The following is a 25,670-nucleotide window of genomic DNA, read 5'->3' on the forward strand; positions in this document are numbered from 1 at the left end:
CTAGAGGTGGCGCAGCGCGTCGAGCAGCTGTTGCGCGCCGGCTTCTGGGTCGGTCAACTCCAACCGCAGCACCGGCATCCCGGCAGCCGCGAGCACGGATGCATCCCCAGTTGCCTGGGCCGCGATCAGCCGACCGAAAGTGAACGGACGACCGGGAATCTCAACATCAACGTCTTCATCGGTGGTGATCTGCAGGAAAACTCCCACTCGTGGGCCACCCTTGTGGAACTGTCCGGTTGAGTGTAGGAAGCGCGGCGCCCAGCCAAACGTGACGGGGCGACGCGAACGGTGTGCGATGAGTTCGCGGCTCTCGGTCAGCTGCTGCGCGGCAAGACGATTCGCGTATGCCTGGACGCTGACATACCCGCCCGCGGGCAGCAGCGACAGCAGTGCGGCCACGGCATCCTTGACGGTCGCATCGCCACGCAGCACCTCCTCGGTGCCGCGCACGGCGATCGCGCCCTCTACAAACGCGGCCGGCTCAGGTTCGGGAGTGGTATCAAGCAGCTCACGTGCCGCGGCCTTTGCTGACTCAACATCGGGCTGGTCGTAGGGGTTGATGCCGATAATGCGACCGGCCACGGCCACCGCAACCTCCCACAGCAGCAGCTGTTCGGCGAGTGTGCCCGACACCGCAATCTCATCACCCTGTGCGGGGGTGTCGGCGGCATCGGCGACCAACCGTACGACCTGCAGGTCGGGGATGGGCAGCCCAATTTCGGGGGCGTTCGAACCAAGCACCACCGGGAGCAAACCCTTGCCTTCTTTACCGGTCGATTCGGCGATGAGCTGCTCAGCCCAGTCACCAAAACCCACGATCGGGGTGCTGTCTTCAACGATGCCGACATAGGTCTTGAGCGGTACGCCGCCGGCGAGCGCTGCACCGAGCACCAGCCCGGGGTTTTCGGGGGAGTCGGCCGCAAGTTCGGGAGCAACCGATGCGGCATCGGCAAGCACTGCGGCGATATCGAGGCCGGCTAGTCCCGTGGGTACCAATCCGAAGGCAGTCAGGGCCGAAAATCGGCCACCGACGGTGGGGTCGGCAAGGAAGTGGCGATAGCCAGCCTCCTGAGCCCACTGCGCCAGCGGCGAGCCCGGGTCGGTGACGATGATGATGCGTTCGGCCGGGTCGATGTCCAGCTGCTCGAATGCCTCGATGAATGCACGGCGCTGCGAGTCGGTTTCGACGGTCGAACCTGATTTCGACGACACCACCACAGCGGTGTGCGCCAGGTCGGACTCGAGCACATCGGCTACGTGCTCGGGATTGGTTGAGTCAAGCACATCAAGTTCGATCTCGGCAGTTCGTGCCATCACTTCGGGAGCAAGCGATGAGCCACCCATACCGCACAGCACGATGCGTGTGACTCCATGAGTGCGCAATTCGTCGCGCACCGTGGCAATCTGTGCGACAAGCGGCTGCGAAACTTCGTGGGCGGCAGTCCACCCGAGACGCTTTGCCGACTCGTCGACAGCAGCCTCGCCCCAGAGCGTGGCATCCTGTGCAAAAAGTCGCGAGGCGAACTGGTCGGCGACAAGCTGATCGAGATGGCGTAGGGCTGCCTCGGTGGCAGCATTTGCGGTGGAAACCTTGATGGCCATGAGCGGTACGGTACTTTCTCAGTAGGACGTGGGCTGCGGTGGAATAGGGAGAAATCGGTGCGTTTCGAACGAGACTACTTGGCTGCGGCGAGCTGATCTGCGACGGTCTGCTGCAGCTGTCGCCACGAGACGATGAACTTTTCGACACCCTCACGTTCGAGCAGTTCAACCACTTCGGTATAGGAGATTCCGGCGGCATCAATCGCGTCGAGCAACCTGTTGGCGTCGTGGTAAGTGTCGTGAATCGAGTCGCCGTGCAATTCGCCGTGCTCGGCGAACGCCTCGAGGGTCTTTTCTGGCATGGTGTTAACGGTGTTTTCAGCAACCAGCTCGGTGACGTAGAGCGTGTCGGGAAGCTGCGGATCTTTCACCCCGGTGGATGCCCATAGCGGGCGCTGCAGCTGCGCACCGGCATCGAGCAGCACCCGGGCTCGCTCTGAGCTGAACACCTCTTCAAACAGCTGGTATGCAAGCCGGGCGTTGGCGAGCGCTGAGCGTCCGCGCAGCTCATTCCCATCACCCAGTTGCCGGTCGATCTCAACATCCACGCGTGAAACAAAGAACGAGGCCACCGAGTGGATGGCGCGAAGGTCGTGTCCGCGTTCGCGTGCCTGTTCAAGCCCGGTGAGATACGCGTTGATGACCTCGCGATAGCGGGGCAGCGAGAAAATAAGCGTGACATTCACTGAAATGCCGGATGCAATCGCCTCGGTGATCGCCGGCAACCCCTCGGAAGTTGCCGGGATCTTGATCATGGCATTGGGACGGTCAACTTTTTCCCACAGTGCCTTCGCCTCGCTAATGGTGCCCTTGGTGTCGTGGGCAAGCAGTGGCGAAACTTCAATTGAGACTCGGCCGTCGCGACCGCCGGTGGCATCGTAGACGGGACGCATCACATCGCAGGCACGGCGCACATCCTCGGTGGTGATTGCAATAATGGCGCTATCGACATCGGTGCCGACGGCCGCGAGTTGCTTCACCTGCTCGGCGTAGCTTTCGCCATCGCGCAGCGCAGCGGCAAAAATCGAGGGGTTTGTGGTAACCCCCACCACATTGCGGTCGGTAATGAGTTGCTGCAGCGATCCTGAGGTGAGACGTTCGCGTGACAGGTCGTCGAGCCAAATGCTGACGCCAAGATCAGAAAGTGCCTGGGTGTTGGGGTTCGACATGATGAGCTGGCTCCTCGAAGTTAATGTGGATGCGAGAGTGCTGACTAAGTGGTTGTTGGCTATTGACCCGCGGCAATCGATTCACGTGCGGCCGCGATGACGGCCTCTGTGGTGATGCCGTAGCGGCGCAGCAGATCGTTGCCGTCGGCCGATGCACCGAAGTCTTCCACCGAAACCGAGCGTCCCCGGCTGCCAACAAACGGAGCCCAGGTGAGTGCCAAACCGGCCTCGACGCTGACGCGAGCGGTTACGGCGGCGGGCAGCACCGATTCGCGGTAGTCATCGCTTTGCTGTGCGAACCACTCCTGGCTCGGCATTGACACCACTCGGGTTGCGGTGCCCTCAGCCTCGAGCTGTTCGCGAGCGGCGAGTGCGAGCTGCACCTCTGAACCGGTGGCAATCAGGATTACTTCAGGCGAACCATTGCGTGCCTCGGCGAGGATATAGCCGCCGCGGCTGGTTGCTGTGGCCGACGCGAGCTCGTCACCCCGCGCATCCCCGGTGCCGCGCTGCAACACAGGCAAATCTTGGCGGCTGAGAATGAGACCAACCGGCGCCGTGTGCCGACGCAGTGCCTCAAGCCACGCCTGCGCGGTTTCGGCGGCGTCGGCAGGGCGCACAATCTCGACATTTGGAATAGCGCGCAGCGAAGTGAGCGTTTCGACCGGCTGGTGGGTGGGGCCGTCGCCACCGAGCGCGATCGAATCGTGGGTCCACACGTAGATGGGTGCGATGCGCATGAGTGCGGCCAGACGTACGGCAGGGCGCATGTAGTCGCTAAAGATCAGGAAGGTGCCACCGAACGGTCGAGTGGGGCCGTGCAGCACGATACCGTTGAGGATGGCACCCATAGCGTGCTCGCGCACACCGAAGTGCAGCACGCGCCCGGTGATATCCCCAGACCAGGTCGAGGTGGAATGCTCAGCCGGAACAAACGACTTGGCGCCCTTAATAACGGTGTTATTCGATCCGGCAAGGTCGGCCGAGCCACCCCACAGCTCGGGGAGCTCCGCCGCGAGCGCGTTAATCACCTGACCCGAAGCCTTGCGGGTTGAGAGTTTTTCAACACCCTCGAAGGTTGGCAATGCCTCGGCAATATTGGCGGGCAGTTCGTGGGCCATGAGCCGATCGAAGAGCGCCTTGCGTTCAGGGTTGTTGGCGGCCCACTGGTCGAAACGTGACTGCCACTTTTCACGCACTGGCTGCATTCGTTCAGCGAGCCCCCGCGTGTAGTGCAAGACCCGGTCTTCGACGATGAAGTCTTCATCGGGGTTAAAACCGAGGAGTTCTTTGGTGGCGCGAATCTCATCCGCACCCAATGCGGCACCGTGCGAGACACCGGTGTTCTGCAAGTTAGGTGCCGGGTAAGCAATGAAGTTCTTGAGGATGATCAGCGAGGGCTTGTCGGTGACCTGCTTGGCAGCTTCGATCGCTTCGGCGAGCGCGGGCACATCTTCGGTGACTCGCGTGTGGTTGTTGGTCCAGTCGACCACTCGCACATCCCAACCGTAAGCTTCGTAGCGCTTGGCCACATCCTCGGTGAACGCAATATTGGTGTCGTCTTCGATTGAGATGCGGTTGGAGTCGTAAATAGCGATGAGTCGACCCAGTTGCTGGTGCCCGGCCATCGAACCTGCCTCGGATGCGACGCCTTCCTGTAGGCAGCCGTCGCCGGCGATGACATAGGTGTAGTGATCGAAAGCGCTTTCACCCTCGGGGGTATCGGGGTCGAACAGGCACCGCTCGTAGCGCTGCGCCATGGCGAACCCGACCGCGGTAGATATGCCCTGACCGAGCGGGCCGGTGGTCATTTCCACATGCTTGACATGACCATATTCGGGGTGGCCGGCGGTGGGCGAACCCCAGGTGCGAAGGTTTTTGAGGTCGTCGAGTTCGAGACCGAAACCACCCAGATAGAGCTGGATGTACTGCAGCAGTGAAGCGTGCCCGTTCGACAGGATGAAACGGTCGCGTCCCAGCCACTGATCATCGCCCGGGTCATGCTGCATGACATGCTGATAGAGCAGGTGAGCGACGGGGGCGAGGCTCATCGCGGTGCCGGGGTGGCCACCTTTTGCGAGTTCGACCGCGTCTGCGGCGAGCAGGCGGGCGGTGTCGGTTGCGCGCTGGTCGAGTTCGGTCCAGTTCACAGTGCTCAAGGTGGCTCCTCAACGAGTCGACGGTGTTGCGCCGTTTGGCTTTGCTTCGAGCCTAGCGCGCAGGCGCGGCTATTCGCTGACGAAACCGTTTCGAAGACCACCGGTTTCGGCGGTCGGCGTCGGGCGGAGGTGATGCCTTGATTGTGACGTTACGTGACTCTGCACTCGGCTGCCGGTAGAATGGAACAACACGCTTGTAAGGGATTGGTGTCTGTGTCAATCAAGAATGTTGCTGGCTCGGCTCACCAGGTCGAACCCGGAAACTCCGAAACTCACGTCGAAGTCGTCACACCGAAGCCGGCCTGGCGTCGAAAGCTGGCGGCTTACATCTCCCTCATCAAACCCCGCATCATTGAGCTGCTGCTGATCACCACGCTGCCAACGATGATTCTCGCTGAGCGCGGTATGCCCGATGTGTGGCTGATGCTCGGTGTGCTGGTGGGTGGGGCTATGTCAGCCGGTAGCGCCAACACCTTCAACTGCTATATCGACCGCGATATCGATCGCTTGATGAAGCGCACTTCGAAGCGGCCCCTGGTTACCGGTGAGGTCAGCGACCGCGAGGCGCTCATTTTCGCTTGGACACTCGGCGTGCTGTCGACCGTGGTGCTGTGGACGGTGTCGAACCTGCTGGCCGCGGCGCTGTCGGTGGTGGCAATTCTGCTCTATGTCGTGTTGTATTCGCTGATCTTGAAGCGCCGCACCGACCAGAACATCATCTGGGGCGGGATAGCCGGATGTATGCCGGTGCTGATCGGCTGGGCGGCTGTGACCAATTCGCTCAGTTGGGAACCCCTTATCCTGTTCCTGATCGTTTTCCTCTGGACACCAGCCCACTACTGGCCGCTTTCGGTGAAGTACGCCGACGATTACGACCGCGCTTCGGTGCCGATGCTTTCGGTTACCGAGGGGGTCGGCTCGGTGGCACTGCAGTCGGTGATCTACGCCTGGGCCACCGTTATCGCCAGCTTGATGCTCGTTCCGGTGGCACCGATGGGCTGGGTATACACCGCGGTTGCCGTGCTGGGTGGCGTGTGGTTTATCTGGGAGGCACACAAACTCTACTTTTTCGTGGTGCAGGACGACTCTCGCGCCCGCCCAATGCGAGTGTTCCACCTGTCGATCACCTATCTGACACTGGTATTCCTAGCCGTGGGGATTGACCCGTTCGTGTACCTGGCGCTCCCGGGCCTCTAAACCGCATGGCTGTGCGACAAGCGTGGCTGATTGCAGCGGCAACGGCGGCTACGCTCGCGCTGCTGCTGCAAATTGGCGCCGCTCCGAGCGCGCTGGCGTCACCGATGCAAAACGCAGCCGAAACTGGGCCAGCGAGTGAAACGTCAGCGGCTCAAAGCCGATTGCCATTCACATCGATCCCGCCCGTTTCATCACCGCAGTTATCGTCCGGAAGCTGGCAGCCGGGGCGACTGCAACGCATCCTGGTGCTCGACGACGTGCTGCAGCCCGAGTCGATGGCCGACGACATTACCCCCGGCGCACTTCGCGAAGCAGACCGGCTCGCTCACGAGCTTGCTGACGCCAAACTGGTGACAGAACCTCCGGTCATCGCCTACACCTCGCCCGAGTATGCCGAAAATCACCCCGATGCGACACAGCTGACGCTCAAGCTCGACGACAAGCAACTCGACAGTGACATGGTCATCATCACGGTCAACGATCACGGCGTCACGGTGAGCGCAGCTAACGCATCCGGGCTCTTTCGCGGAAGTCGGTCGCTGCTGCAGACACTCAACGCCAACGGTGCCGTACAATACGGCAGCTACAAGCTGCAGCAGCCGAGCCCAACCCGCAGCGTGCATCTGGATGTCGCCCGCAAGCATTACACCCTCGGCACTCTCGAGCAGCTGCTTTTACGCATGTCGTGGACCGGTCTAAACGAGCTCGAGCTGCACTTCTCAGAAAACGAGGGCTGGGCAATTGCCAGCGATAAGTACCCCGAAATCGCGAGCGACGACGCCTACACCAAAGACGAAATTCGCCAGCTGGTAGCCTATGCCGCTGATCTGCATATTCGCATCACCCCGTCACTCGATATGCCGGGACATCTCGATCACGTTCTTGAAACGCATCCCGAGTGGCAGCTGCAGGCAGCCGATGGCACGCCGGTATTTGGCGCGCTCGATATTACGAATCCGCAGGCGCGCGAGTTCGCGTTCGAACTCATCGACGAGTACACCGAGCTGTTCGAACCGGGCGAGTGGAACCTCGGCGCCGATGAGTTTGTCGATTTCGCCGATCACAGCGAGGTCGCGGCACTCAGCGAGTATGCGCGCTCGAGTATTGGATCCGATGCGAACGCTTCGGATGCGCTCACCGAGTTTGTGAACGAAGCGGCTGCCCGGCTCGAGCGCCATGGCTATTCGGCCCGAGTGTGGAGCGACGGGATGTTGAAGGGTAACGTGGTTTCTCTCAACCCGGATATCACGGTGGCCTATTGGACAACCAGACCCGCGGACGTCGCGAGTATTGATGACTTTTCTGGCAACGGAAATCCACTTCTCAACGTCAACGATGAGTATCTGTATTTCGTGCTCGGTGAACGGGTTGGCTATGTCTATCCCACCGGCGAAGCGATCCTCAGCGATTGGAATGCCGATGTTTTTGCGGGCGGTCAACTGGCCAGTGGCCAAGCCGAGGTCACCGGCGGCATGTTCGCCGTGTGGAGTGATATTCCTGAGGCACTCAACGACACCGAACTGCTCGCACGGCTGCGGTTACCGGTTGCTGCGATGTCGTGGAAGCTCAGTGGTGCTGATGACGTGCCCGGCTGGGATGCATTTCAACAGCTTGTCGACGACATTGGCGATCCGGTTGCGGTGCCGCTCACAGCGGATGGCAGCCGGGCACAGGGGCAGTGGCCACCCGCCTCGAATGCCTCACCCGCGGCGGGCAAACCCGGCGAGCAGGTTGACAAAGCATGGCTGCTGCCGTCGCTACTTGCTGCGGGGGCGCTATTGGTTGCGACGACTGCATTTGCCGTGCTTCAGCGTCGGCGAGCGAACCCTTAGCCGAGCTCGAACGACGCGAGCGGCCGCATCAGTGAACGCTTCTTATCGACGTGTCCGCCCATCCGCGAGAGGATCGAATCGAGCGCCGAAATTGCTTCAACAATGAACGGGCCCTTGTTCAGCATCACCGCTTCGGCACGACGCGACATTGCCGCATCCGTCACTTCGGCGCGTGAGGGGAGGCCCGTGCGGGCGAGCGAGTCGAGCACCTGTGTTGCCCAGATCACCGGCACATGGGCGGCCTCGCAGACCCACAGAATTTCTTCTTGCACTTCGGCAAGCCGGTCAAATCCGAGCTCGACCGCCAGATCGCCACGGGCGATCATCACCCCAACCTCACCCCAACGCATTGCCTCGAGGAGCATTTGGGGCAACGCCATAAACCCAGGCTCGGTCTCGATTTTGAGGGTGATCGCGAGTCGATCGGCCCCGAGCTGTTCGAGTTCGTGAATGAGATCGGCGACGTCTTCGCGCGAACGCACGAACGACAGGTTGACCATGTCTGCATGCTGCGCCACAAACGGTAGATGCGACCGGTCGTCTGAGGTGAGGGCGGGAATTCGCAGGATTGTGTCGGGAAGATTGATGCCTTTTTCGGCACGCAGTTTGACACCAGCGGCACCAGCGCGCACCACGTCCACGATGATCTCGTCGGGTGTCACTTCGCGCACCAGACCCTCAATTTTGCCGTCATCAAAGAGGGCGCGGTGGCCGGGCTGAACATCACTGAACGCCGCCTCGAGCGAACAGCCAATGCGATGCACCCGCTTGGTGTGTGCAGGCTGGGGCATCATATCGCGCTGTAACCGGATCTCATCGCCGGCAATGACGAATAGGTGTTGACGCGCCTCGGGAAGCTCGCCCACGATAAATGGTTTGAGCGCGCCCGGCTGGATTTGCTCGCCGGTTTCGAAGTACACGGTGCGGTCAAAAGTCACCACAACCCCGGCCTGTTCCACGCTGGCAACCTGGAGCTTCCGGCGACGGCCGCGTGCATCCCGCATCGTGAGCTGATCGCCCACATGCAACCCAGCCAGCTCACCGCGCACCGGGATCACGGTTTCGGTTTCGGTCGCGCCAACCACGAACCGTTCACCCTCGGAAACAAAACGCACGCGCGCGGGCTCGGTGACCACGCCTCGGTCGTTGCGTGTGGGTTTGACCTTAATGACCTTCGGGCCGGCCTCGAGGGGGCCAGTGCGCAGTTTGGGGCCACCGAGGTCCATCGCCACAAGCACATCACCAGGCAGTGCCCGTACTGAACTCACCATCCGGCTCCAAGAAGTTTCTTCATCATGGGCGCAGTTGATGCGGGCAATGTCCATTCCCGCGGCACCCATGCGGCGCACAAGCACTTCGTTATCGGCTGCTTCGGAAGGCATCGTCACCATGATGCGAGTGTCGCGATCAGCCTTGCTGTGCACATCACCGAGCGTCGCCATGGTGTTGCGTACAAGCATCAGGTCGCCACTGTCGAGCGCGCCCCAGATATCGTGTCGGTGCCGACCGTCGAGCATAGCCGCCACCGTTTCGATGACGGTCAGCAGCCACGAGAGCACTTCAGATTCGGTACGTCCAAGGCTCGAGAGGCCGTAAGCCGAAAGCGACACCTGCAGTGGACGCAGATCGTGTTGACGAATTGCTACGTAGTGGACGAGATTGCGGGCGCTGGAACGATGCTGGGGTTGCACCGCGGCGATCTGGTCGGCAGCTGCTGCCTCGGCGGCATGCAAACGGTCGCGGATCGCGCACAGCTGCGCGTGTAGTTCTGGAAGTGGCAGGACACGGGCACGCTGAAGTTCCATAGCGTTTATTGCAACGCATAAAAATGAACACCGGAGCACGGTTACCGGGGTTCGCCTCGAAACAGGTGTGAGAAAGAAGACCGACAATCCCAAAGGGCTGAGTTGACAGCGGGCGTTATCGAGTGCCGGGCCCACTATTCATTTACGTCATGAGGCTGGCTGAGTTCACGACGCAGATTGACCAGCAGAACCGAAAGCGATGCCAGCACTGTCACTGCGAGCACCATGTGGATCGCCACCGACCAGATCGGCAGGCCTGTGCGCGCCTGATACACACCGAAGCCAATCTGCACGAGCACCAGGGCCGTGAGCGCGACAGTGAGATTACGGCTGCGCAGCAGCTGCTTCGAATGCACCAAGACCAACAGCAGCACGATAGCCGCCAACAGCGCGTAACCGGGCCAAGCGTGCACGTGGTGCATGACCACCGGGTCGAGACCGTTGCGTGCGGCAAGCTCGTCACCGGCGTGAGGGCCAGATCCAGTGGTGAGCACGCCAACTATCTCGGTGAACCAGCAGAGCAGCGTCACCAACAGTGCCACAAACCACACACCGTGCTCCCGCGTGATCGCAAGATTCGCGGGACGCTCATGCGCCCACTGCACTCGGGCGAGCTGCAGCCCGGCCAAAGCGGCGAGCAGCGCCGAGAAGAGGAAGTGCACCCCGACGATACGCGGATCGAGTTCGAGCCACACGGTAACCCCGCCCACCACGGCCTGCACGATGATGAGAATTCCGATCACCAGCGGAATCCGGCGCAGCCCGAGCTGTTTCGGAGTGCGCACCACCGCGAGAAACGCGAGGAGCGCAACTACTACGAGCACGAACGTGAGGGTGCGGTTACCGAACTCGATCATCCCGTGGATGCCCAGCTCGGCAGTGGGGAAGATCGACTCGGGCGTGCAGTAAGGCCACTCCGAGCAGCCAAGCCCCGACCCGGTGAGCCGCACCAGCCCGCCGGTGCCGACAATGCCGATATTGGTGATGACGTTGAGCCAGGTGACCACCCGGGTGTAGCCGGTGACCTCGGTGGGCATAAACCGGTCACGGAACGAAGACTGCTGAGTTTCTGCGGAACGCATCGCCATAGTTTCCTGTCGGGAGTTTGCCGCCGCCGCTCGATCACACCCGGGCGCGGGCTGGGTAATTGCTGCGAACAGTGTTCGACGGTGGCTTAGACTCGAATTGCTGTCGGTGGAGCGAGGCTGCGGAAGCGGCACTACGCGGGCGCGGAATGTTTTACCGCGTCAGGTTGTTTCATTCTATGTTCGAAACTCCGAACCGCGCCGACGACCGACCATAGAGAGAGGAAGAGCTATCGATGTCTGACGTGCTCATCGACCGCCCTGAACTGAACGACCTAGGAAACTATGAGTTCGGTTGGCACGACAAAGACGCTGCCGGTGCCGCGGCGCAGCGTGGACTGAGCGAAGCGGTTGTGCGGAATATTTCCGAGATTAAGGACGAGCCCGAATGGATGCTCGAACGCCGCCTATCGGGTCTGAAGCTGTTCGACCGCAAACCGATGCCACGCTGGGGCGCCGACCTCAGTGAGATTGACTTTGACAACATCAAATACTTCGTGCGCGCTTCGGAACGCCAGGCGACCACCTGGGAAGATCTACCCGAAGACATTCGCAACACCTATGAGCGGCTCGGTATCCCCGAGGCCGAGCGTCAGCGCCTGGTCGCAGGTGTTGCGGCGCAGTATGAGTCTGAGGTGGTCTATCACCAGATCAACGAGGAGCTCGAACGTCAGGGAGTCATCTTCTTAGACACCGACACCGCGCTGCGCGAGCACCCGGAATTCTTTGAAGAATACTTCGGCACTGTGATCCCTGCCGGTGATAACAAGTTCGCCGCGCTAAACACCGCGGTGTGGTCGGGTGGCTCGTTCGTGTACGTACCCAAGGGAGTGCACGTTGAGATCCCGCTGCAGGCCTACTTCCGCATTAACACCGAGAACATGGGCCAGTTTGAGCGCACGCTGATCATCGCTGACGAGGGTAGCTACGTGCACTACATCGAAGGCTGCACCGCGCCGATCTATAAAACCGACTCGCTGCACTCGGCGGTGGTTGAGATCATCGCTAAGAAGGATGCTCGCGTGCGCTACACGACTATTCAAAACTGGTCGAATAACGTCTACAACCTCGTAACCAAGCGCGCGATCGCCGAAGAGGGCGCCACTATGGAGTGGGTTGACGGAAATATTGGCTCCAAAGTGACAATGAAATACCCGTCGATCTACCTCACCGGTGAGCACGCCCGCGGCGAAACGCTCTCGGTGGCGTTCGCCGGCCCCGGCCAGCACCAGGATGCGGGTGCGAAGATGATTCACCTCGCCCCGCGCACCCAGTCGTCGATCGTTTCGAAATCGATTGCACGTGGGGGTGGGCGCTCGGGTTACCGCGGTGAGGTGCGCATCGGTGACGGTGCCTACCACTCCGCCAACTCGGTGATCTGTGATGCGCTACTGGTCGACACCATCTCGCGATCCGACACCTACCCGGCAATCGACATCCGGGTGGATGACGTGCAGCTCGGCCACGAGGCAACTGTCACCAAAGTCTCGGAAGAGCAGCTGTTTTATCTCATGAGCCGTGGCCTGGAAGAAACCGAGGCGATGTCGATGATCGTGCGCGGCTTCATCGAACCGATTGCGCGTGAGCTGCCGATGGAATACGCACTCGAACTCAACAAGCTGATCGACATGTCAATGGAAGGATCGGTGGGTTAAGCCACATGACGACCGAAAAATCACCAGTGGCGCACAACGCTGAAAAGTTTGTTCCGGTACAGACTCGCTCAGAACGCCCCAAGTCGTTCACGCCGGCCGACTTCAGCGCGCCCACCAACCGTGACGCCGAGTGGAAGTACTCACCGGTAGACAAGTTTGCGCCGCTGTTCATTGATGAGTCGGCCCAGGCCCAGCTCAGCTACGACATTAATGCTCCCGAGGGTGTTGAGGTGGGCACGCTCGTGGCTGGCGAAGCACCGCGCGGACAGGCGTTCATCCCCGAAAATATTGCCTCGGCAATCGCACATGCTCGCACCGAACAGGCGCTGCTGGTGCGCATCCCGGCAGAACAAGAAGTGACCGAACCGGTGCGCGTGCGCATCTCGGGTGACGACGCTACCAAGCGCTCACTCGGGCATATCGTGCTGCATGCCGAACGGCACTCGCGCGGCACCATCATCCTCGAGTACACGGGTTCGGCGCTTTATAGCGAGAACGTTGAGATTGTGCTCGATGATGAATCTTCACTCAAGGTGATTGCCCTGCACGAGTGGAATGACGACTCGGTGCACCTCGGTGTGCATCACGCCAGCGTGGGGCGGGCCGCAGCCATCGATCACTCGGTAATTACCTTCGGCGGCGCCGCAGTGCGGGTGAACCCCGAGGTGCACCTGGATGGTAACGGCGCCGAATCGGATGTTCGCGGCCTGTACTACGCCGACGCCGGGCAGCACTTTGAGCACCAGGTGTATATCGACCACGCTGCCGAGCGCACCCGCACCGACGTCAACTACAAGGGGGCGCTGCAGGGTAACGGCGCACGCACGGTTTGGATCGGTGATGTGCTCATCCGTGAGGGTGCAATCGGCACCGACAGTTACGAGCAGAACCGCAACCTCGTGCTCTCTGACGGTGCCCGCGCCGATTCGGTGCCGAACCTCGAGATCGAGTGCGGTGATATCGAGGGCGCCGGTCACGCCTCAGCCACCGGTCGCTTCGATGAAGAGCATCTCTTCTACCTGATGGCTCGCGGTATCGACGAACTCAGCGCCCGGCGTCTGGTGGTGCACGGCTTCCTTAACGAGATTGTGCAGCAGCTTGACGATGCGGCACTCGCTGAGCGCGTGCAGAACCGTCTCGAAGAAGAACTCAAAGTGGCAGACGCCGCCATCGCAGCGATTTACGAGCGTGAACAGGCCGAGAAGGAGCGCAAGTAATGGCGTTCGAACGAGTCTGCGCCGCCTCTGAGGTGCAGGTTGACACACCCAAGCGAGTGGTGGTGGGCGAGTGGCCGATCGCGGTCGTGCGCGATTCGGCCGGCAACCTTTACGCCATCGGTGACCGCTGCACTCACGGCGATATCTCGCTATCGGAAGGTTTTGTCGAGGGGTGTGAACTCGAGTGCTGGGCACACGGTTCTCGTTTCTCGCTGACCACCGGCTGGCCACAAAACCTCCCGGCATTCGAGCCGGTACCGGTTTTCGAGATCAAGCTCGAAAACGATGACATCTTGATTGACCCGACTCCGATCTACAAGGAGAAGAAATAAATGCCTCAGCTTGTTATTGAAAACCTGCACGTTAGCGTCGAAACCGACCAGGGTCCGAAGGAAATCCTGCGCGGTGTGAACCTCACCATTAACTCGGGTGAGGTCCACGCCGTGATGGGGCCGAACGGCTCTGGTAAGTCGACTCTCGCGGCAACTATCGCCGGTCACCCGAGCTACGAGGTGACCGAGGGTTCGATCACCCTCGACGGCGAAGATGTGCTCGAAATGTCGGTTGATGAGCGCGCTAAAGCCGGTCTGTTCCTCGCGATGCAGTACCCGGTCGAGATCCCCGGCGTGACGCTGTCAAACTTCCTGCGCACCGCCAAGACCGCTGTAGATGGCGAAGCTCCCGCGATCCGCTCGTGGATGAAGACCGTGAAGGGCACGATGGAAGAACTGCGTATCGGCGACGAGTTCCTCGCCCGTAACGTGAACGAGGGCTTCTCTGGCGGTGAGAAGAAACGCGCTGAGATTCTGCAGCTGCGCCTGCTCAACCCCAAGTTCGCGATCCTCGACGAGACCGACTCGGGTCTCGACGTTGACGCGCTGCGAATCGTTTCGGAGGGCGTCAACAGTGCAAAGGAAGAGACCAACCTCGGTGTGCTGCTGATCACGCACTACACTCGCATCCTGCGCTACATCAAGCCCGACTTCGTGCACGTCTTCGTGAACGGTCGCATGGTTGAAGAGGGCGGGCCGGAGCTTGCCGAACGACTCGAAGAAGAGGGCTACGACCGCTACCTAGCTGGCCCCGGCAGCAACTAGTCGCTGGCCCCGGTAACTGGCCAGCCCGCAGCCGGCTGCCGGGGCACATCCGGGTTCTGAGAAACGGAGACAAGATGGCACTGATCACGCTGGAGCCAGCGCGATACGACGAAATCGAAGAGGCACTCAAGGATGTTGTCGACCCCGAGCTGGGCGTCAATATCGTTGATCTCGGGCTCATCTACGACCTGCACTGGGAGGATGAGCTGGATGCACTAATCATTTCTATGACGCTCACCTCGGCCGGCTGCCCGCTCACCGATGTGATTGAAGACGACACCGCCAAAGCGCTCGATGGGGTCGTGGAGCGGTTCAAGATCAACTGGGTGTGGATGCCGCCGTGGGGCCCCGAGAAGATCACCGAGGACGGGCGCGAAATGATGCGTGCGCTCGGTTTCAATATCTAGCCCGGTTGGGGTTTAGCGCCAGCATTGATATGGGCGGATGCAGCACCGATTTATGGTGCCGCATCCGCCCATTTTGTTGTTCGGAGTCGGGGTCGAGTTACTTGAGGTATTCGACCTCGATAAAAACGACATCGCTATCGCCACGGTTTTCGTTCTCGTGCTCCGAGCCGGCATCTCGCCCGTACGCTGTGCCGGGTTGCAACACCGCCTCGATGAGTTCGCCGTCGGCGGTGGTGACGTGCATCAGATTGTCGCTCAGCGGAATGACCACGTAGTCATGTTCGTGGCGATGCATCGGAATCGTGCCGCCAGGTTGAATGGTCCATTTGGTGGCGCGGAATCGATCATTTTCGAAGACAATCTCGCTCTGGCTTTTCATAGCATCATCCTAGTGCTGTGACGCGGCGCGACAAGGGGCAAATTAGCTGTTCGCGTCGCGCTCAACGGCGCGTACGAGTCGCCATACCAGCGGCAGTAGGGCGGCAGCGAGCAACCATTTCACGATGCCGCCAATGATGAACGGCGTGACTCCATACTGCATTGCCAGTGCGAAGGTCATGTCAACGCCCTTCTGCTCGAGTATGAGCCACATGTAGGGCACGCCGAAAATGAACGGGACCAGGCTCGCCCCAAAGAACGCGAGCAGTGACAGCAGTGGTCGGCGGTCCCAATTGTGCTGCGCGAGCCAACCAACAAGGGCCGCAGCGAAAACGAACCCAATGATGAACCCGAACGATTCGGTGGCGACACTAGCGATACCGCCCGAGAACCCAGCGAATACCGGCAGACCGGCAAGACCTGCGACGAGGTAGGTGAGCAGAGCCGCCGCACCACGCCAAGCACCCAGCGTGGCGCCGACGAGCATCACGCCGAGGGTTTGGCCGGTGATCGGCACCGGCCACATGGGAATTTCAACTTGAGCAAGGAGTGCAACGAGTGTGGCGCCGGCGCCGATGAGTGCGATATTCGCGACGACGGAGCGCTTGTCGACCAGGTGGTCGGCGAGCACGGTACCGGTGGTGGGGGATAGTGATGGTGCATTCGTGGTCATCGCCAGGTCTCCTTGCATCGAAATGTGATTGATGGCGTGGTTTCATTGAGCGGTTGAACACCGTTCAACAACTTGAACAGTGTTCAAGATAGCCAGTGAAGGGAATCGACGCAATGACCAAGCTCACCAGCGAGTCGGTGCTGGAAGTCGCGATGCAGCGGCTGCAAGCGTACGGGCTGTCGGGGCTGTCAATGCGCGGCATCGCCACTGAGCTCGAGGTGCAACCCGGTGCGCTGTACTGGCACTTTGCTAATAAACAGGCGATGGTGGCGGGGGTGTGCGACCTGCTGGTGGCGCCGCTAGCCACGCAACAGTTCGGTGACCCGGTGGCTGCCGGGTTGGCTATTCGTGAATGTCTGGTTTCGGTACCAGATGGAGCCGAGATGGTGGCGAGCAGTATCGCCTTTGGCCTCGGCGCCGAAGCTGCCTACACCTGTCTGCTCGATGCCTGTGCAGTCGCCGGCCACACGGAGGCGCTCGCTTCTACGGCCCTGCATCTCGTGCTGGGCGAGGTGCAGCATGAACAGCAGCGGGCCCAGGCGGTGGCCCACGGTATTGACATCGGCGCAGAATCGGTGCGCGCCAGTGCCGAAACGCTGAGTGCCGGGTTGCAGGCGCTTTTCGGCACTAGTGCAGCGCAGCGTAAATAGCATGCTATTCCTGATCGAGCAGCAATTGCATTGCCGCAACGCGTGGCTCAAGACACAGCATCAGGTCGGTAACTGCCTGGGGTGAGCGAAGCGAGACGTCTAGGGCGCGCTCAACTCGGCTGAGTCGGTAGCGCACGGTATTTGGGTGCACATACAGGTGATCGGCTGCTGTCGACACTTCCATATCGCTCGCGAGATAGACGACCAGTGTGTGCAGCAACTCAGCCTGATTGTCGAAGGCGCGCAGGATGCGCCGACGGCGGGCGGTGAGCTCACCACGGCCCGCTTCCGCCGCAATCCACTGGCGTAGTGGAAGCCGCGAATAATGTACGGGATGGTGCGCAGCGGCCTCGCTATCGAGTGATTCGTGACGCGCAACACCGAAATCTGCCGCAACTCGCTGGGCGAGTTCTGCTTCGCGTAGCGCCCGAGGCACATCTGTAAGGGCCGAGTGCGTGGCCGAAACTCCCAAGAAATGGTTGCGGCCAAGCTCCTCGAGCCATGCCTGAGCATCCGGGGTATCGGCAAGTAGGGCGTGAAACTCTTCGTCGCTCGCTGCCGAGACGAGATGATTGGCAAATAGCACGCCAAACTCACTACCACCCACGCGGGTGATGTGCTCATGGACGGCGCGCGCGGCATCCGCCTGCGGCGATGACGGCGCACCAACCACCAGCATGAATGGTGCATACGCCACGAATCCAAACTCAACCAGTCGCGGCCAGAAACGTGATTCTCGGTCGCGGGCGATTCCCTGCCCGAGGGTGCTCAATAGTTCGGCCCGTTCACGGATACGTGCGGAGTCAAGTCCATGCAACGCTGCGAGCACGGCAGTTATAGCGGTGCTGGCGATGAGCCTGGTTGCGTCGTCAATCGCACGATCATCGAGAGCGGCGAGCACGAGCACATGCGCGGCGGCGTGACTTCCGGTGATGATCGGATGCAGCTGCCAGCGCCCCACCCGCAGGCGCAGATCAGTGCCGGAGCTCGAGAGCAGCTCGTCGTGCAGATGTGGAAGGAGTGATTCCCAGATCAGCCGCGCGGGTGCGTGACCGACCGCCGCCCGCATTTCGCCAACGGCATTGAACAGCACCACCGAGGTGCCAGTTCGCTGCGATATACGCTGCAGCACGCTTGGTAGCTGGTGGCGATCGGGCAGGTGCGAAAGGGTTTCGTGCAGCCAGTCGAGTGAGAGTGCGGCAGGCATGAAAATGAACCTCTTTCAACTCGGCATGGGGGCGGGGAATTGGCTGAGTGAACGCTGAAAATACAGGGCGTTCATCTCCATCGCTGACCAGCCCGTTTTTCGAGTTCTTGTAGATACTACAAGTGCATCCGGTGCGAATCTGGACTTTCCGCAATAGATTTTTCGAAACGGCCAATCCAAGCTTGTCGACAAGTTCAACGACGAACCCCCTGGAGGAAGCAATGACGCAACTTCGAGTCGCCGTCGACGTGGGTGGCACGTTCACCGACGTATGCATTTTCGACGAAGACGAAAAGACAATGAGGGTAACCAAGGTGCCCTCAACCCCGCACGACCCCATGATCGCCGTTATGAACGGCGTCAAACGGGCCGAGATCAATCTCGCGGATGTCGAGCTGTTCTCGCACGGTACGACCGTCGCGACCAACGCCCTCATTACCCGCAACTTCCCACAGGCCGCACTGGTCACCACCACCGGCTTCCGGGATGTGATTGAAATCCGTGACGGCACCAAAGATGATCTCTGGGACGCCTACCGCGACGTACCCGGCCCGTACATCCGCCGCCGTGACCGCTTCGAAGTAACCGAGCGCATCGACTACCGAGGAGAGATCCTCACCCCGCTCGATGAAGACGAGGCTCGCAAGCTGGCGGCACTGCTACGCAAGCGCGGCACCAAGACCATCGCCGTGTGCTTCGTGAATTCGTTCGCCAACGCCGCCAACGAGATCCGGATGCGGGAAATTCTTGAAGAAGAAATTCCCGATGCCACCATCTCGACATCAGCGGAGATTCTCCCCGAGATGTTTGAGTACAACCGGTTCAATACCGCGGTGGCTAACGCGGTGCTGGCGCCGCTGGTATCTGGCTATGTGAACCGGCTCGAAAAGCAACTCAGCGACGGCGGCTACCAGGGCGACCTGCTGCTGCTGCACTCTGGCGGCGGCTCGATGACTCCGCGCATGGTCGACCGGTTCCCGGTGCGGTTGGCCGCCTCAGGTATCGCCGCCGGTGCAATCTCGGCTCAGCACATCGCCTCACAGTGTGGCTACGCCAACGCGGTGAGCCTTGACATGGGCGGCACCTCAACCGACATCGCCATGGTCGCCGACGGTGAACTGCGCGTAACCCAGGAGTGGGAGGTCGAATACGGCCACCCGATCATCTTCCCCTCGATCGAGGTGCTCACGATCGGCGCCGGCGGTGGGTCACTTGCTCACATCGACGTCGCCGGTTCACTGCGCAACGGCCCCCAATCAGCCGGCGCCGACCCTGGCCCCGCCTGCTACAACACCGGCGGTGACCAGCCCACCAACACCGACGCCAACGTGGCGCTCGGACGCCTCGGCACCTCGCTCGCCGGTGGTGCGAAGTCACTGCAGCGCGACCTATCGATCGAAGCCATCAACCGGGTAATCGCCGAGCCGCTCGGGCTGTCACTCGAAGAGGCCGCCGAATCAATTCTCAAGGTCGCCAACGCCAATATGGCAGACGCCGTCCGGCTCATCTCGATTAGGCGAGGCTACGACCCGCGTGATTTCGCACTGCTCGCCTTCGGCGGTGCCGGTGCGCTGCACGGTGTGGACGTTGCCCGCGAGCTCAGCATCCCCACTGTTGTGGTACCACCGAACCCGGGTGTGACCTCAGCAATGGGCTGTCTGCTGGTCGATATTCAGCACGACCTGTCACAGATGCACACCGGTGCACTCTCGAATATCGCCACTGAAAAAATTGAAGATGTCTTCCGCCGCCTCGAAACCGAAGCACGTGACCGCCTGCGTCACGAAGGCGTCAGCGAAAGCGACACTGTGTTGCAACGACTGATCTCGATGCGATACGCAGGCCAGTGGCGCTCACTGGTCGTTCCGGTGGGCAACGGTCCCGACTTCCTCGACGCCGCGGTGGAGGCCTTCCACGAGCGTCACGAGCGGGAGTTCGCTTTCCGCAACGATGAGGCGCCCGTAGAAATCTATGAGGTACAGGTCAAGGCCGTCGGTAAAGTCAACAAGCCCTCGTTCGTTCCCGCCACCAAACAAGACACCGACGCTGGTGAGCCGGTTGAGGTGCGACCCGTCTACTTCGACGGTGAATGGATCGAAACCCCCGTGTACGACCGCGACAACATTCCTGCTGGCGCCCAATTCGAGGGCCCGGCCATTATTAACCAGCTTGACGCCACTACCGTCGTGCCGCCGAACACTCGCGCCGAGATTGATGAGTGGCTCAACATCCGCATCCACCTGGAGGGGAGCGCGAAATGACCACCAAGGTAAATACTGCCAGCCGCAAACTCGACCCGGTCACTTTTGAGGTGCTAAAGAATGCCTTCGCGACCGCAGTCGACCTGATGAGCGAACAGATTCTGCGCACCTGCTATTCGTTCGTGATCTACTCACGCGACTTCTCGTCGGCGCTGTGTGACGCACAGGGCAACACGGTAATGCAGGGTTCGGCCGATATCGCCGTGCACGTGGGCACACTGCACTTCCAGGGGCAGGCCGTGCTGCAGGAGTTCGGCGACGACATCCACCCCGGCGACGTGTTCATGATCAATGACCCTTACCGCGGTGGCACCCACTTCAACGATGTGTCGTTCGTGCGCCCCATCTTCGTGGACGGCGAAATCATCGCATTCTCGCAAAACAAGGGCCACTGGGCCGACATCGGCGGTGTGGTGCCAGGATCGTTCTACGTCAATGCCTCCGACCACTTTGGTGAGGGTGTACGCATCCCGCCGGTGCGAGTCTGGCGCAAGGGCGAGTTCTTGCACGATGTTGCACAGCTGATCGTTTCGAACACCCGCTCGCCCGAGGTCGCCATGGGTGACCTGCACGCGCAGTCGGAAGCAACCGCAGTGTGTGAGCGCGAGGTGCTCCGACTGGTCGACCGCTACGGTAAAGACACCGTGGTCGATGCCATGCAGGAGACCCAAGACTACGTCGAGCGCACCGTACTGGCTCGCATCGCCGAGCTGCCGAAGGGCACCTGGGAGACCGTCGACTACATCGACAATGACCCCTCGACGCCCGAAGGTATGATTCCGATCCGGATCAAGCTCACCGTCGACGACAAAGGGATCCACTACGACCTCAACGGCTCAGCCCCCGCCGTCGCCACGTTCTTGAACTCGGCCTACGGCACCACCCATTCATCGCTGTACTCGGGCACGAAGACCTTCTTCCCCGAAGTGCCGCTGAACTCGGGATTCTACCGTGCGGTCACGGCCGATATCGGCCCAGAAGGTACCGTCGTTAACGCCGGGTGGCCCAACGCGGTGACGGGCTTCTGCTCGGGCCCGCACGAGAAGATCATGAACGCGGTGTTCGAACTGTGGTCGCAGATCATGCCCGAGCGCGCAATGGCCTGCGCCTTCAACCTCGAATACCTGCTCGTTGGTGGCCGCGATGCACGCACCGAAACCAAGCCCTACTTCATGTGGTACGACTGGATGGCAGGCGGCTGGGGTGGCCGAGCAACTAAGGATGGCTCGGATGCCACCGCCCCGGTGTTCGGCGCGGGTCTGGCAGTGCAACCGCTTGAGGGTCAGGAACGACTCTCACCGGTACTCACCACCGAACACGCCATCCAGACCGACTCGGGTGGCCCCGGCAAGTTCCGCGGTGGATGCGGTATCCGCAAGGGCGGCGTGCTCACCGACGGTGAGTCGACGGTGATGAGCTACTGCTGCGACCGTTCACGCTCACTCACCTGGGGTATTGAGGGTGGTCTACCGTCGATTCCGCACGGTGTGTGGCTCAACCGCGGTAGCGACGACGAACGCTTCCTCGGCAGCGTCTTCTCATCCGTAGCGATCCAGCCCGGTGACCGTTTCGAGCGTCCCTCGGCCGGTGGTGGTGGTTTTGGTGACCCGCTCGAACGCGACCCCCAGCAAGTGCTCGACGACGTCATCGACGGTTACGTTTCGCTAGAACGTGCCGAGCGTGACTACGGTGTGGTGATTACCACGGGTGACATCGAACTCGACGAGTACTATCTCGACGAAGCTGGCACCGAAAAGGCACGTGAACACATTCGCGCTAACCGAGCGGAGTGGTTCACCGCCGATGCTGAAGAAATCGCCGCGGGGTACCGCAGCGGTGACATCGATATGCTCGACGTCATCCGCCGCTACGGTGTGATCCTCGACTGGGGAACTGGCGAGCTGCTCGCCCGCTCCACCGAACAGTTCCGCGAGTCGATGCGGCGGCGCAGTGTCGATCACTGGAGCTAACTGAACGCGCTTCTTAGGAAATCTGAAGTGGCGTCGCGGGTAGTGGTATCCCGCGACGCCACTTTTGCGTGTTCCGATGGCGGGAGGATCGTCCAATAGCCTCGACAGCTACCGGACGTTTAGAATTGGCAGGTTGTTTATCACCATCCAAGGAGCCTGCGCATGATTGCCGTGCACGATCTCGAGATCACCGTGGGCGCGCGCACCCTCATGAGCGAGGTCAACTTCCGGGTTGGAGCCGGCGACAAAGTTGGGCTTGTAGGGCGTAACGGTGCCGGCAAAACCACGCTGACAAAAGTGCTTGCCGGGTGGATTCAACCCAGCGACGGTCGCGTCGACCGCTCCGGCGAGATTGGCTATCTGCCTCAGGATCCACGTGCCGGTGATCCCGACCAAACCGCGCGTAACCGCATTCTGGATGCGCGTGGGCTCGGTGAGGTTCGTAGCCGACTTGCCGAGTCGGCAAAGCTGATTGCCGACGCAAAAAATGACGCCGACCGTGATCGATATATGCGCCGATATTCGCGACTTGAAGACGAGTTTGCGATGCTCGGCGGTTATGCAGCCGAGTCGGAGGCCGCGGCAATCGCATCGAACCTGTCACTACCAGATCGCATCCTCGATCAGCCGTTGCGAACACTCTCTGGTGGTCAGCGACGCCGCGTGGAACTTGCCCGCATCCTGTTTTCTGATGCCGGCACGATGATTCTCGACGAACCGACTAATCACCTCGACATCGACTCGGTGGTGTGGCTGCGCGAGTTCCTTAAGAGCTATCGAGGCGGGCTTATCGTCATCTCGCACGACGTCGAACTGATCGGCGAGACCGTGAATCGCGTGTTCTATCTCGACGCCAACCGGCAGCTCATCGATATCTACAACATGGGCTGGGCGAACTATCTCAAGCAGCGCGAGGCTGACGAAGAGCGACGGCGCAAAGAGCGTGCCAATATCGAAAAGAAAGCGACTGCGCTACAGCAGCAGGCGGCAAAGTTCGGGGCAAAAGCCACCAAGGCAGTTGCCGCACATCAGATGCAGCGCCGTGCCGAGCGGATGCTCGCAGGTCTCGAGGAGGTGCGCCAAACCGATCGCGTGGCAAACCTCCGGTTTCCTACTCCGGCCCCGGTGGGGAAGACCCCGATTCAGGCGAAAGGGCTGTCGAAATCGTACGGTTCGCTTGAAATTTTCACCGGCGTTGATTTCGCCATCGATCGTGGCTCGCGAGTGGTGGTGCTAGGGCTTAACGGTGCCGGTAAAACCACGCTACTGCGCATATTGGCGGGTGTGGATGAGCCCGACACTGGCGAGATTATTCAAGGTCACGGCCTAAAAATTGGCTACTACGCGCAGGAACACGAGACACTCGATACCCAGCGTTCGGTGCTCGAAAATATGATCTCGGTGTCGCAACACCTCACCGAGACTGAGGCGCGCAAGGTGCTCGGTTCGTTCCTGTTCACCGGCGACGATGTGCACAAGCCCGCCGGGGTATTGTCTGGTGGCGAAAAAACTCGGCTCGCACTGGCGATGCTGGTGGTTTCTAGTGCCAATGTGCTGATACTTGACGAACCGACAAACAACCTCGACCCGGCCTCCCGCGAACAGATTCTCGGGGCGCTGACACACTACGAGGGCGCCGTGATCCTGGTTTCGCATGATGAGGGGGCAGTGGCGGCGCTCAACCCCGAACGCGTACTGGTCATGCCCGAGGCAATTGAAGACCTCTGGAACTCCGACTATTTCGAACTCATCGGCATGAACTAGCAGTCGGCAGCTGCGTGACTCATTGCGGCGACACAATCGCAAGCGGTGTCGTTGTGTCAGTCAGTGGTGCAGCGCCTCGTCGATGATCGCATCCTCGATCTCAGCATCGCTGGGCCCGTGACGTTCGCGGCGACGCTGCGCGCGCACTCGCTCACGACGTTTGGCCGCCAGTACCCGCGGATCATCGGCGTTTCGTTCGCGGAACTCGGCCCGCACGCCATGGATCAACCCGACCGCCGCGATCACTGCGAAAATGATCCACTGCACTGCGTAACTGAGATGGTTACCCTCGGAGATTTCTGGTTTGGAGGTGAGTATCCCGGTTTCGGCGCCTCCGCTTTCGCTTCGCAGCAGGCCATAGGCTGCGGTGTAGACCTCACCATCAAGCTGCTCGGCAATCCCGGGCAGATAAACTGTTGGCACCTGTCCGGCTGGTGCCTCGCGTCCCGGGATTTGGGGTTCAGTTGGTTTCAGTCGTGCCGTCAACACGACCGGTCCCGACGGGGGGGTCGGGATGTGGTCTGGCAGGTCGCCGCGTTCGCCCGTGGGTAACCAGCCGCGGTCGACGATGAAAATCTTGCCCGTTTCGGTACGGAAGGGCGTCAAAATTTCGAAACCTGGTTGACGCTCATATGGACGGTTGCGCACCAGCAGCTGTTGATCGACGAGATATTCTCCGCGAACCGCTACCGGGAGCCACTCTTGCTGCGGGTCGAATGAGTCGAGCTGCGGAAGTGCTTGTTCGAGTGCCACCGGGTCGTGATCAAAGTTCGCGACCACTTTGTGATTCTCGCCAAGGCGCCAGTCACGGCGTTCAAACTGCCAGTGCGAAAGAAATCCGCAGGCGATCGCGAAGACAACCAGCAGCACGAAGTAGCTGATCCAGCGGCGCGATAGGAGGAAACGCCACCCACCGTGTGCACGATTCTCGGGCGATTCACTCACTCAATTGGCTCCTCATTGACCGGGTCATCAACCGCGTGCAACCGTACCGGGAAGCCGCGCGACTTCAGAAATCCCAGTAGAAACTCGAGGTGCTCGTCGCACGTCAACCAGATCTTGATTCGGTCTTCACTGTGGATGCGCGGGTTGCGCCACTCAATCCGCCTGGTGGCGGCTGCTTCACACTTGGCCCGTGAACAGGTGGCCTCGGGTGCAAACGCTTCCATGCCGATGCGCGTGCGAAGATCAAACTCACCGGAACTCATCATTGCGCTCCTGTCGTTGTTGCTGTTGCGAGTGCGCGGCTTCACGCCAGGCGTCCTGATTCACACTCGGACGGGTGGTGACCAACGGCTTATCTTCGGGGCTGGTCACTTTGCCGCGGCGACGTTGCCGAATATGGTTCGCGAACACTACGGCGATCCAGGGAAGCACGATGGCACCCGCTGCGAATGCCCAAATCATTGGGCCCCGTACAACCACCATGCCAATAACACAGAGCGTGCGAATCAACATGGTGATGGCATACTGACGCAAGCGCGACTCGCGCTCTTCATGCACAGAATCAGCCATCGAGGTGATAGTGGTCACCTGATCGCC

Annotated in this window: 22 protein-coding genes; 11 read left to right on the forward strand and 11 right to left on the reverse strand. The window is 60.8% G+C overall.

Annotated elements, in window-relative coordinates; all coding sequences use genetic code 11:
• The 3 genes from RQ865_RS00485 to tkt form a co-directional block, all read right to left on the reverse strand.
• Nucleotides 1-1,602, reverse strand: coding sequence for a glucose-6-phosphate isomerase (locus RQ865_RS00485; RefSeq protein WP_311476547.1), 1,602 nt, complete (start codon nt 1,600-1,602; stop codon nt 1-3).
• Nucleotides 1,603-1,676: 74 nt separating this feature from the next.
• Nucleotides 1,677-2,771, reverse strand: a complete 1,095-nt coding sequence (tal, locus tag RQ865_RS00490) for a transaldolase (protein WP_311476549.1) — start codon at nt 2,769-2,771, stop codon at nt 1,677-1,679.
• 59 nt (nt 2,772-2,830) lie between these two features.
• Nucleotides 2,831-4,930 (reverse strand): transketolase, encoded by a 2,100-nt coding sequence (gene tkt / locus RQ865_RS00495; protein WP_311476551.1) that lies wholly within the window; start codon nt 4,928-4,930, stop codon nt 2,831-2,833.
• Between the two features lie 207 nt (nt 4,931-5,137).
• Here tkt and RQ865_RS00500 point away from each other — a divergent pair, with 207 nt between their 5' ends.
• Both RQ865_RS00500 and RQ865_RS00505 read left to right on the forward strand, forming a co-directional pair.
• Nucleotides 5,138-6,127 carry a heme o synthase gene (locus RQ865_RS00500; protein ID WP_399521784.1) on the forward strand — a complete coding sequence of 330 codons (990 nt, stop codon included), beginning with the start codon at nt 5,138-5,140 and terminating at the stop codon, nt 6,125-6,127.
• 5 nt (nt 6,128-6,132) lie between these two features.
• Nucleotides 6,133-7,959: a glycoside hydrolase family 20 protein gene (locus RQ865_RS00505; RefSeq protein WP_311476555.1), complete on the forward strand. Its 1,827-nt coding sequence runs from the start codon at nt 6,133-6,135 to the stop codon at nt 7,957-7,959.
• Here RQ865_RS00505 and RQ865_RS00510 read toward each other — a convergent pair.
• Together RQ865_RS00510 and RQ865_RS00515 are read right to left on the reverse strand one after the other, a co-directional pair.
• Nucleotides 7,956-9,764 (reverse strand): pyruvate kinase, encoded by a 1,809-nt coding sequence (locus RQ865_RS00510; RefSeq protein WP_311476557.1) that lies wholly within the window; start codon nt 9,762-9,764, stop codon nt 7,956-7,958. The two genes, RQ865_RS00505 and RQ865_RS00510, sit on opposite strands and share 4 nt — an antisense overlap.
• Nucleotides 9,765-9,898: 134 nt before the next feature.
• Nucleotides 9,899-10,846, reverse strand: coding sequence for a COX15/CtaA family protein (locus RQ865_RS00515; RefSeq protein WP_311476558.1), 948 nt, complete (start codon nt 10,844-10,846; stop codon nt 9,899-9,901).
• Nucleotides 10,847-11,085: 239 nt separating this feature from the next.
• Between RQ865_RS00515 and sufB the strand changes: the two genes are divergently transcribed.
• From sufB to RQ865_RS00540, 5 genes are all read left to right on the forward strand, one after another.
• Nucleotides 11,086-12,504 carry a Fe-S cluster assembly protein SufB gene (gene sufB, locus RQ865_RS00520; RefSeq protein WP_311476559.1) on the forward strand — a complete coding sequence of 473 codons (1,419 nt, stop codon included), beginning with the start codon at nt 11,086-11,088 and terminating at the stop codon, nt 12,502-12,504.
• A gap of 5 nt (nt 12,505-12,509) precedes the next feature.
• Nucleotides 12,510-13,721, forward strand: coding sequence for a Fe-S cluster assembly protein SufD (gene sufD, locus RQ865_RS00525; RefSeq protein WP_311476561.1), 1,212 nt, complete (start codon nt 12,510-12,512; stop codon nt 13,719-13,721).
• Nucleotides 13,721-14,053, forward strand: coding sequence for a non-heme iron oxygenase ferredoxin subunit (locus tag RQ865_RS00530; protein WP_311476563.1), 333 nt, complete (start codon nt 13,721-13,723; stop codon nt 14,051-14,053). The genes sufD and RQ865_RS00530 overlap by 1 nt, the downstream gene beginning before the upstream one ends.
• Nucleotides 14,054-14,818, forward strand: coding sequence for a Fe-S cluster assembly ATPase SufC (sufC, locus tag RQ865_RS00535; protein ID WP_311476565.1), 765 nt, complete (start codon nt 14,054-14,056; stop codon nt 14,816-14,818).
• Nucleotides 14,819-14,892: 74 nt separating this feature from the next.
• The gene (locus tag RQ865_RS00540; RefSeq protein WP_311476567.1) at nt 14,893-15,225 is read left to right on the forward strand and encodes a metal-sulfur cluster assembly factor; all 333 of its coding nucleotides are present in this window, start codon (nt 14,893-14,895) and stop codon (nt 15,223-15,225) included.
• A 97-nt stretch (nt 15,226-15,322) separates the two neighbouring features.
• Here RQ865_RS00540 and RQ865_RS00545 read toward each other — a convergent pair whose 3' ends face one another.
• Both RQ865_RS00545 and RQ865_RS00550 read right to left on the reverse strand, forming a co-directional pair.
• Entirely contained in the window at nt 15,323-15,604 is a 282-nt protein-coding gene (locus RQ865_RS00545) for a cupin domain-containing protein (protein ID WP_311476569.1), read from the reverse strand.
• Between the two features lie 42 nt (nt 15,605-15,646).
• A complete protein-coding gene (locus RQ865_RS00550) occupies nt 15,647-16,276 on the reverse strand; it encodes a biotin transporter BioY (RefSeq protein WP_311476570.1) in 630 nt (209 codons plus the stop codon).
• A gap of 113 nt (nt 16,277-16,389) precedes the next feature.
• On the opposite strand from RQ865_RS00550, the gene RQ865_RS00555 reads away from it, so the two are divergent.
• On the forward strand, nt 16,390-16,926 hold the full coding sequence (locus RQ865_RS00555) for a TetR family transcriptional regulator (protein ID WP_311476572.1): 537 nt from the start codon (nt 16,390-16,392) through the stop codon (nt 16,924-16,926).
• A 4-nt stretch (nt 16,927-16,930) separates the two neighbouring features.
• Here the strand turns inward: RQ865_RS00555 and RQ865_RS00560 are convergent, their stop codons facing one another.
• Entirely contained in the window at nt 16,931-18,133 is a 1,203-nt protein-coding gene (locus RQ865_RS00560) for a helix-turn-helix domain-containing protein (protein ID WP_311476574.1), read from the reverse strand.
• A gap of 221 nt (nt 18,134-18,354) precedes the next feature.
• On the opposite strand from RQ865_RS00560, the gene RQ865_RS00565 reads away from it, so the two are divergent.
• From RQ865_RS00565 to abc-f, 3 genes are all read left to right on the forward strand, one after another.
• Nucleotides 18,355-20,394 (forward strand): hydantoinase/oxoprolinase family protein, encoded by a 2,040-nt coding sequence (locus tag RQ865_RS00565; protein ID WP_311476575.1) that lies wholly within the window; start codon nt 18,355-18,357, stop codon nt 20,392-20,394.
• Nucleotides 20,391-22,364, forward strand: a complete 1,974-nt coding sequence (locus RQ865_RS00570) for a hydantoinase B/oxoprolinase family protein (protein WP_311476577.1) — start codon at nt 20,391-20,393, stop codon at nt 22,362-22,364. The genes RQ865_RS00565 and RQ865_RS00570 overlap by 4 nt, the downstream gene beginning before the upstream one ends.
• 162 nt (nt 22,365-22,526) lie before the next feature.
• The gene (gene abc-f, locus RQ865_RS00575; RefSeq protein WP_311476578.1) at nt 22,527-24,128 is read left to right on the forward strand and encodes a ribosomal protection-like ABC-F family protein; all 1,602 of its coding nucleotides are present in this window, start codon (nt 22,527-22,529) and stop codon (nt 24,126-24,128) included.
• A gap of 60 nt (nt 24,129-24,188) precedes the next feature.
• On the opposite strand, the gene RQ865_RS00580 is transcribed toward abc-f, so the two are convergent.
• From RQ865_RS00580 to RQ865_RS00590, 3 genes are read right to left on the reverse strand one after another with little or no spacing between them, the layout of a single operon-like run.
• Entirely contained in the window at nt 24,189-25,073 is an 885-nt protein-coding gene (locus tag RQ865_RS00580; RefSeq protein ID WP_311476579.1) for an SURF1 family protein, read from the reverse strand.
• Entirely contained in the window at nt 25,070-25,339 is a 270-nt protein-coding gene (locus RQ865_RS00585; protein ID WP_399521785.1) for a hypothetical protein, read from the reverse strand. Before RQ865_RS00585 ends, RQ865_RS00580 begins: the two co-directional genes overlap by 4 nt.
• Nucleotides 25,323-25,643 (reverse strand): DUF3099 domain-containing protein, encoded by a 321-nt coding sequence (locus RQ865_RS00590; RefSeq protein ID WP_311476581.1) that lies wholly within the window; start codon nt 25,641-25,643, stop codon nt 25,323-25,325. Before RQ865_RS00590 ends, RQ865_RS00585 begins: the two co-directional genes overlap by 17 nt.
• Nucleotides 25,644-25,670 lie beyond the last annotated feature (27 nt).

This window comes from uncultured Gulosibacter sp., from assembly GCF_963509965.1.
Lineage (GTDB): Bacteria > Actinomycetota > Actinomycetes > Actinomycetales > Microbacteriaceae > Gulosibacter.

Coding starts and splice junctions, on each gene's coding strand:
- RQ865_RS00485 (WP_311476547.1), bottom strand. CDS start 1,602: ATGGCCATCAAGGTTTCCACCGCAAATGCTGCCACCGAGGCAGCCCTA.
- tal (WP_311476549.1), bottom strand. CDS start 2,771: ATGTCGAACCCCAACACCCAGGCACTTTCTGATCTTGGCGTCAGCATT.
- RQ865_RS00505 (WP_311476555.1), top strand. CDS start 6,133: ATGGCTGTGCGACAAGCGTGGCTGATTGCAGCGGCAACGGCGGCTACG.
- RQ865_RS00510 (WP_311476557.1), bottom strand. CDS start 9,764: ATGGAACTTCAGCGTGCCCGTGTCCTGCCACTTCCAGAACTACACGCG.
- RQ865_RS00515 (WP_311476558.1), bottom strand. CDS start 10,846: ATGCGTTCCGCAGAAACTCAGCAGTCTTCGTTCCGTGACCGGTTTATG.
- sufB (WP_311476559.1), top strand. CDS start 11,086: ATGTCTGACGTGCTCATCGACCGCCCTGAACTGAACGACCTAGGAAAC.
- sufD (WP_311476561.1), top strand. CDS start 12,510: ATGACGACCGAAAAATCACCAGTGGCGCACAACGCTGAAAAGTTTGTT.
- RQ865_RS00530 (WP_311476563.1), top strand. CDS start 13,721: ATGGCGTTCGAACGAGTCTGCGCCGCCTCTGAGGTGCAGGTTGACACA.
- sufC (WP_311476565.1), top strand. CDS start 14,054: ATGCCTCAGCTTGTTATTGAAAACCTGCACGTTAGCGTCGAAACCGAC.
- RQ865_RS00540 (WP_311476567.1), top strand. CDS start 14,893: ATGGCACTGATCACGCTGGAGCCAGCGCGATACGACGAAATCGAAGAG.
- RQ865_RS00545 (WP_311476569.1), bottom strand. CDS start 15,604: ATGAAAAGCCAGAGCGAGATTGTCTTCGAAAATGATCGATTCCGCGCC.
- RQ865_RS00550 (WP_311476570.1), bottom strand. CDS start 16,276: ATGACCACGAATGCACCATCACTATCCCCCACCACCGGTACCGTGCTC.
- RQ865_RS00555 (WP_311476572.1), top strand. CDS start 16,390: ATGACCAAGCTCACCAGCGAGTCGGTGCTGGAAGTCGCGATGCAGCGG.
- RQ865_RS00560 (WP_311476574.1), bottom strand. CDS start 18,133: ATGCCTGCCGCACTCTCACTCGACTGGCTGCACGAAACCCTTTCGCAC.
- RQ865_RS00565 (WP_311476575.1), top strand. CDS start 18,355: ATGACGCAACTTCGAGTCGCCGTCGACGTGGGTGGCACGTTCACCGAC.
- RQ865_RS00570 (WP_311476577.1), top strand. CDS start 20,391: ATGACCACCAAGGTAAATACTGCCAGCCGCAAACTCGACCCGGTCACT.
- abc-f (WP_311476578.1), top strand. CDS start 22,527: ATGATTGCCGTGCACGATCTCGAGATCACCGTGGGCGCGCGCACCCTC.
- RQ865_RS00585 (WP_399521785.1), bottom strand. CDS start 25,339: ATGATGAGTTCCGGTGAGTTTGATCTTCGCACGCGCATCGGCATGGAA.
- RQ865_RS00590 (WP_311476581.1), bottom strand. CDS start 25,643: ATGGCTGATTCTGTGCATGAAGAGCGCGAGTCGCGCTTGCGTCAGTAT.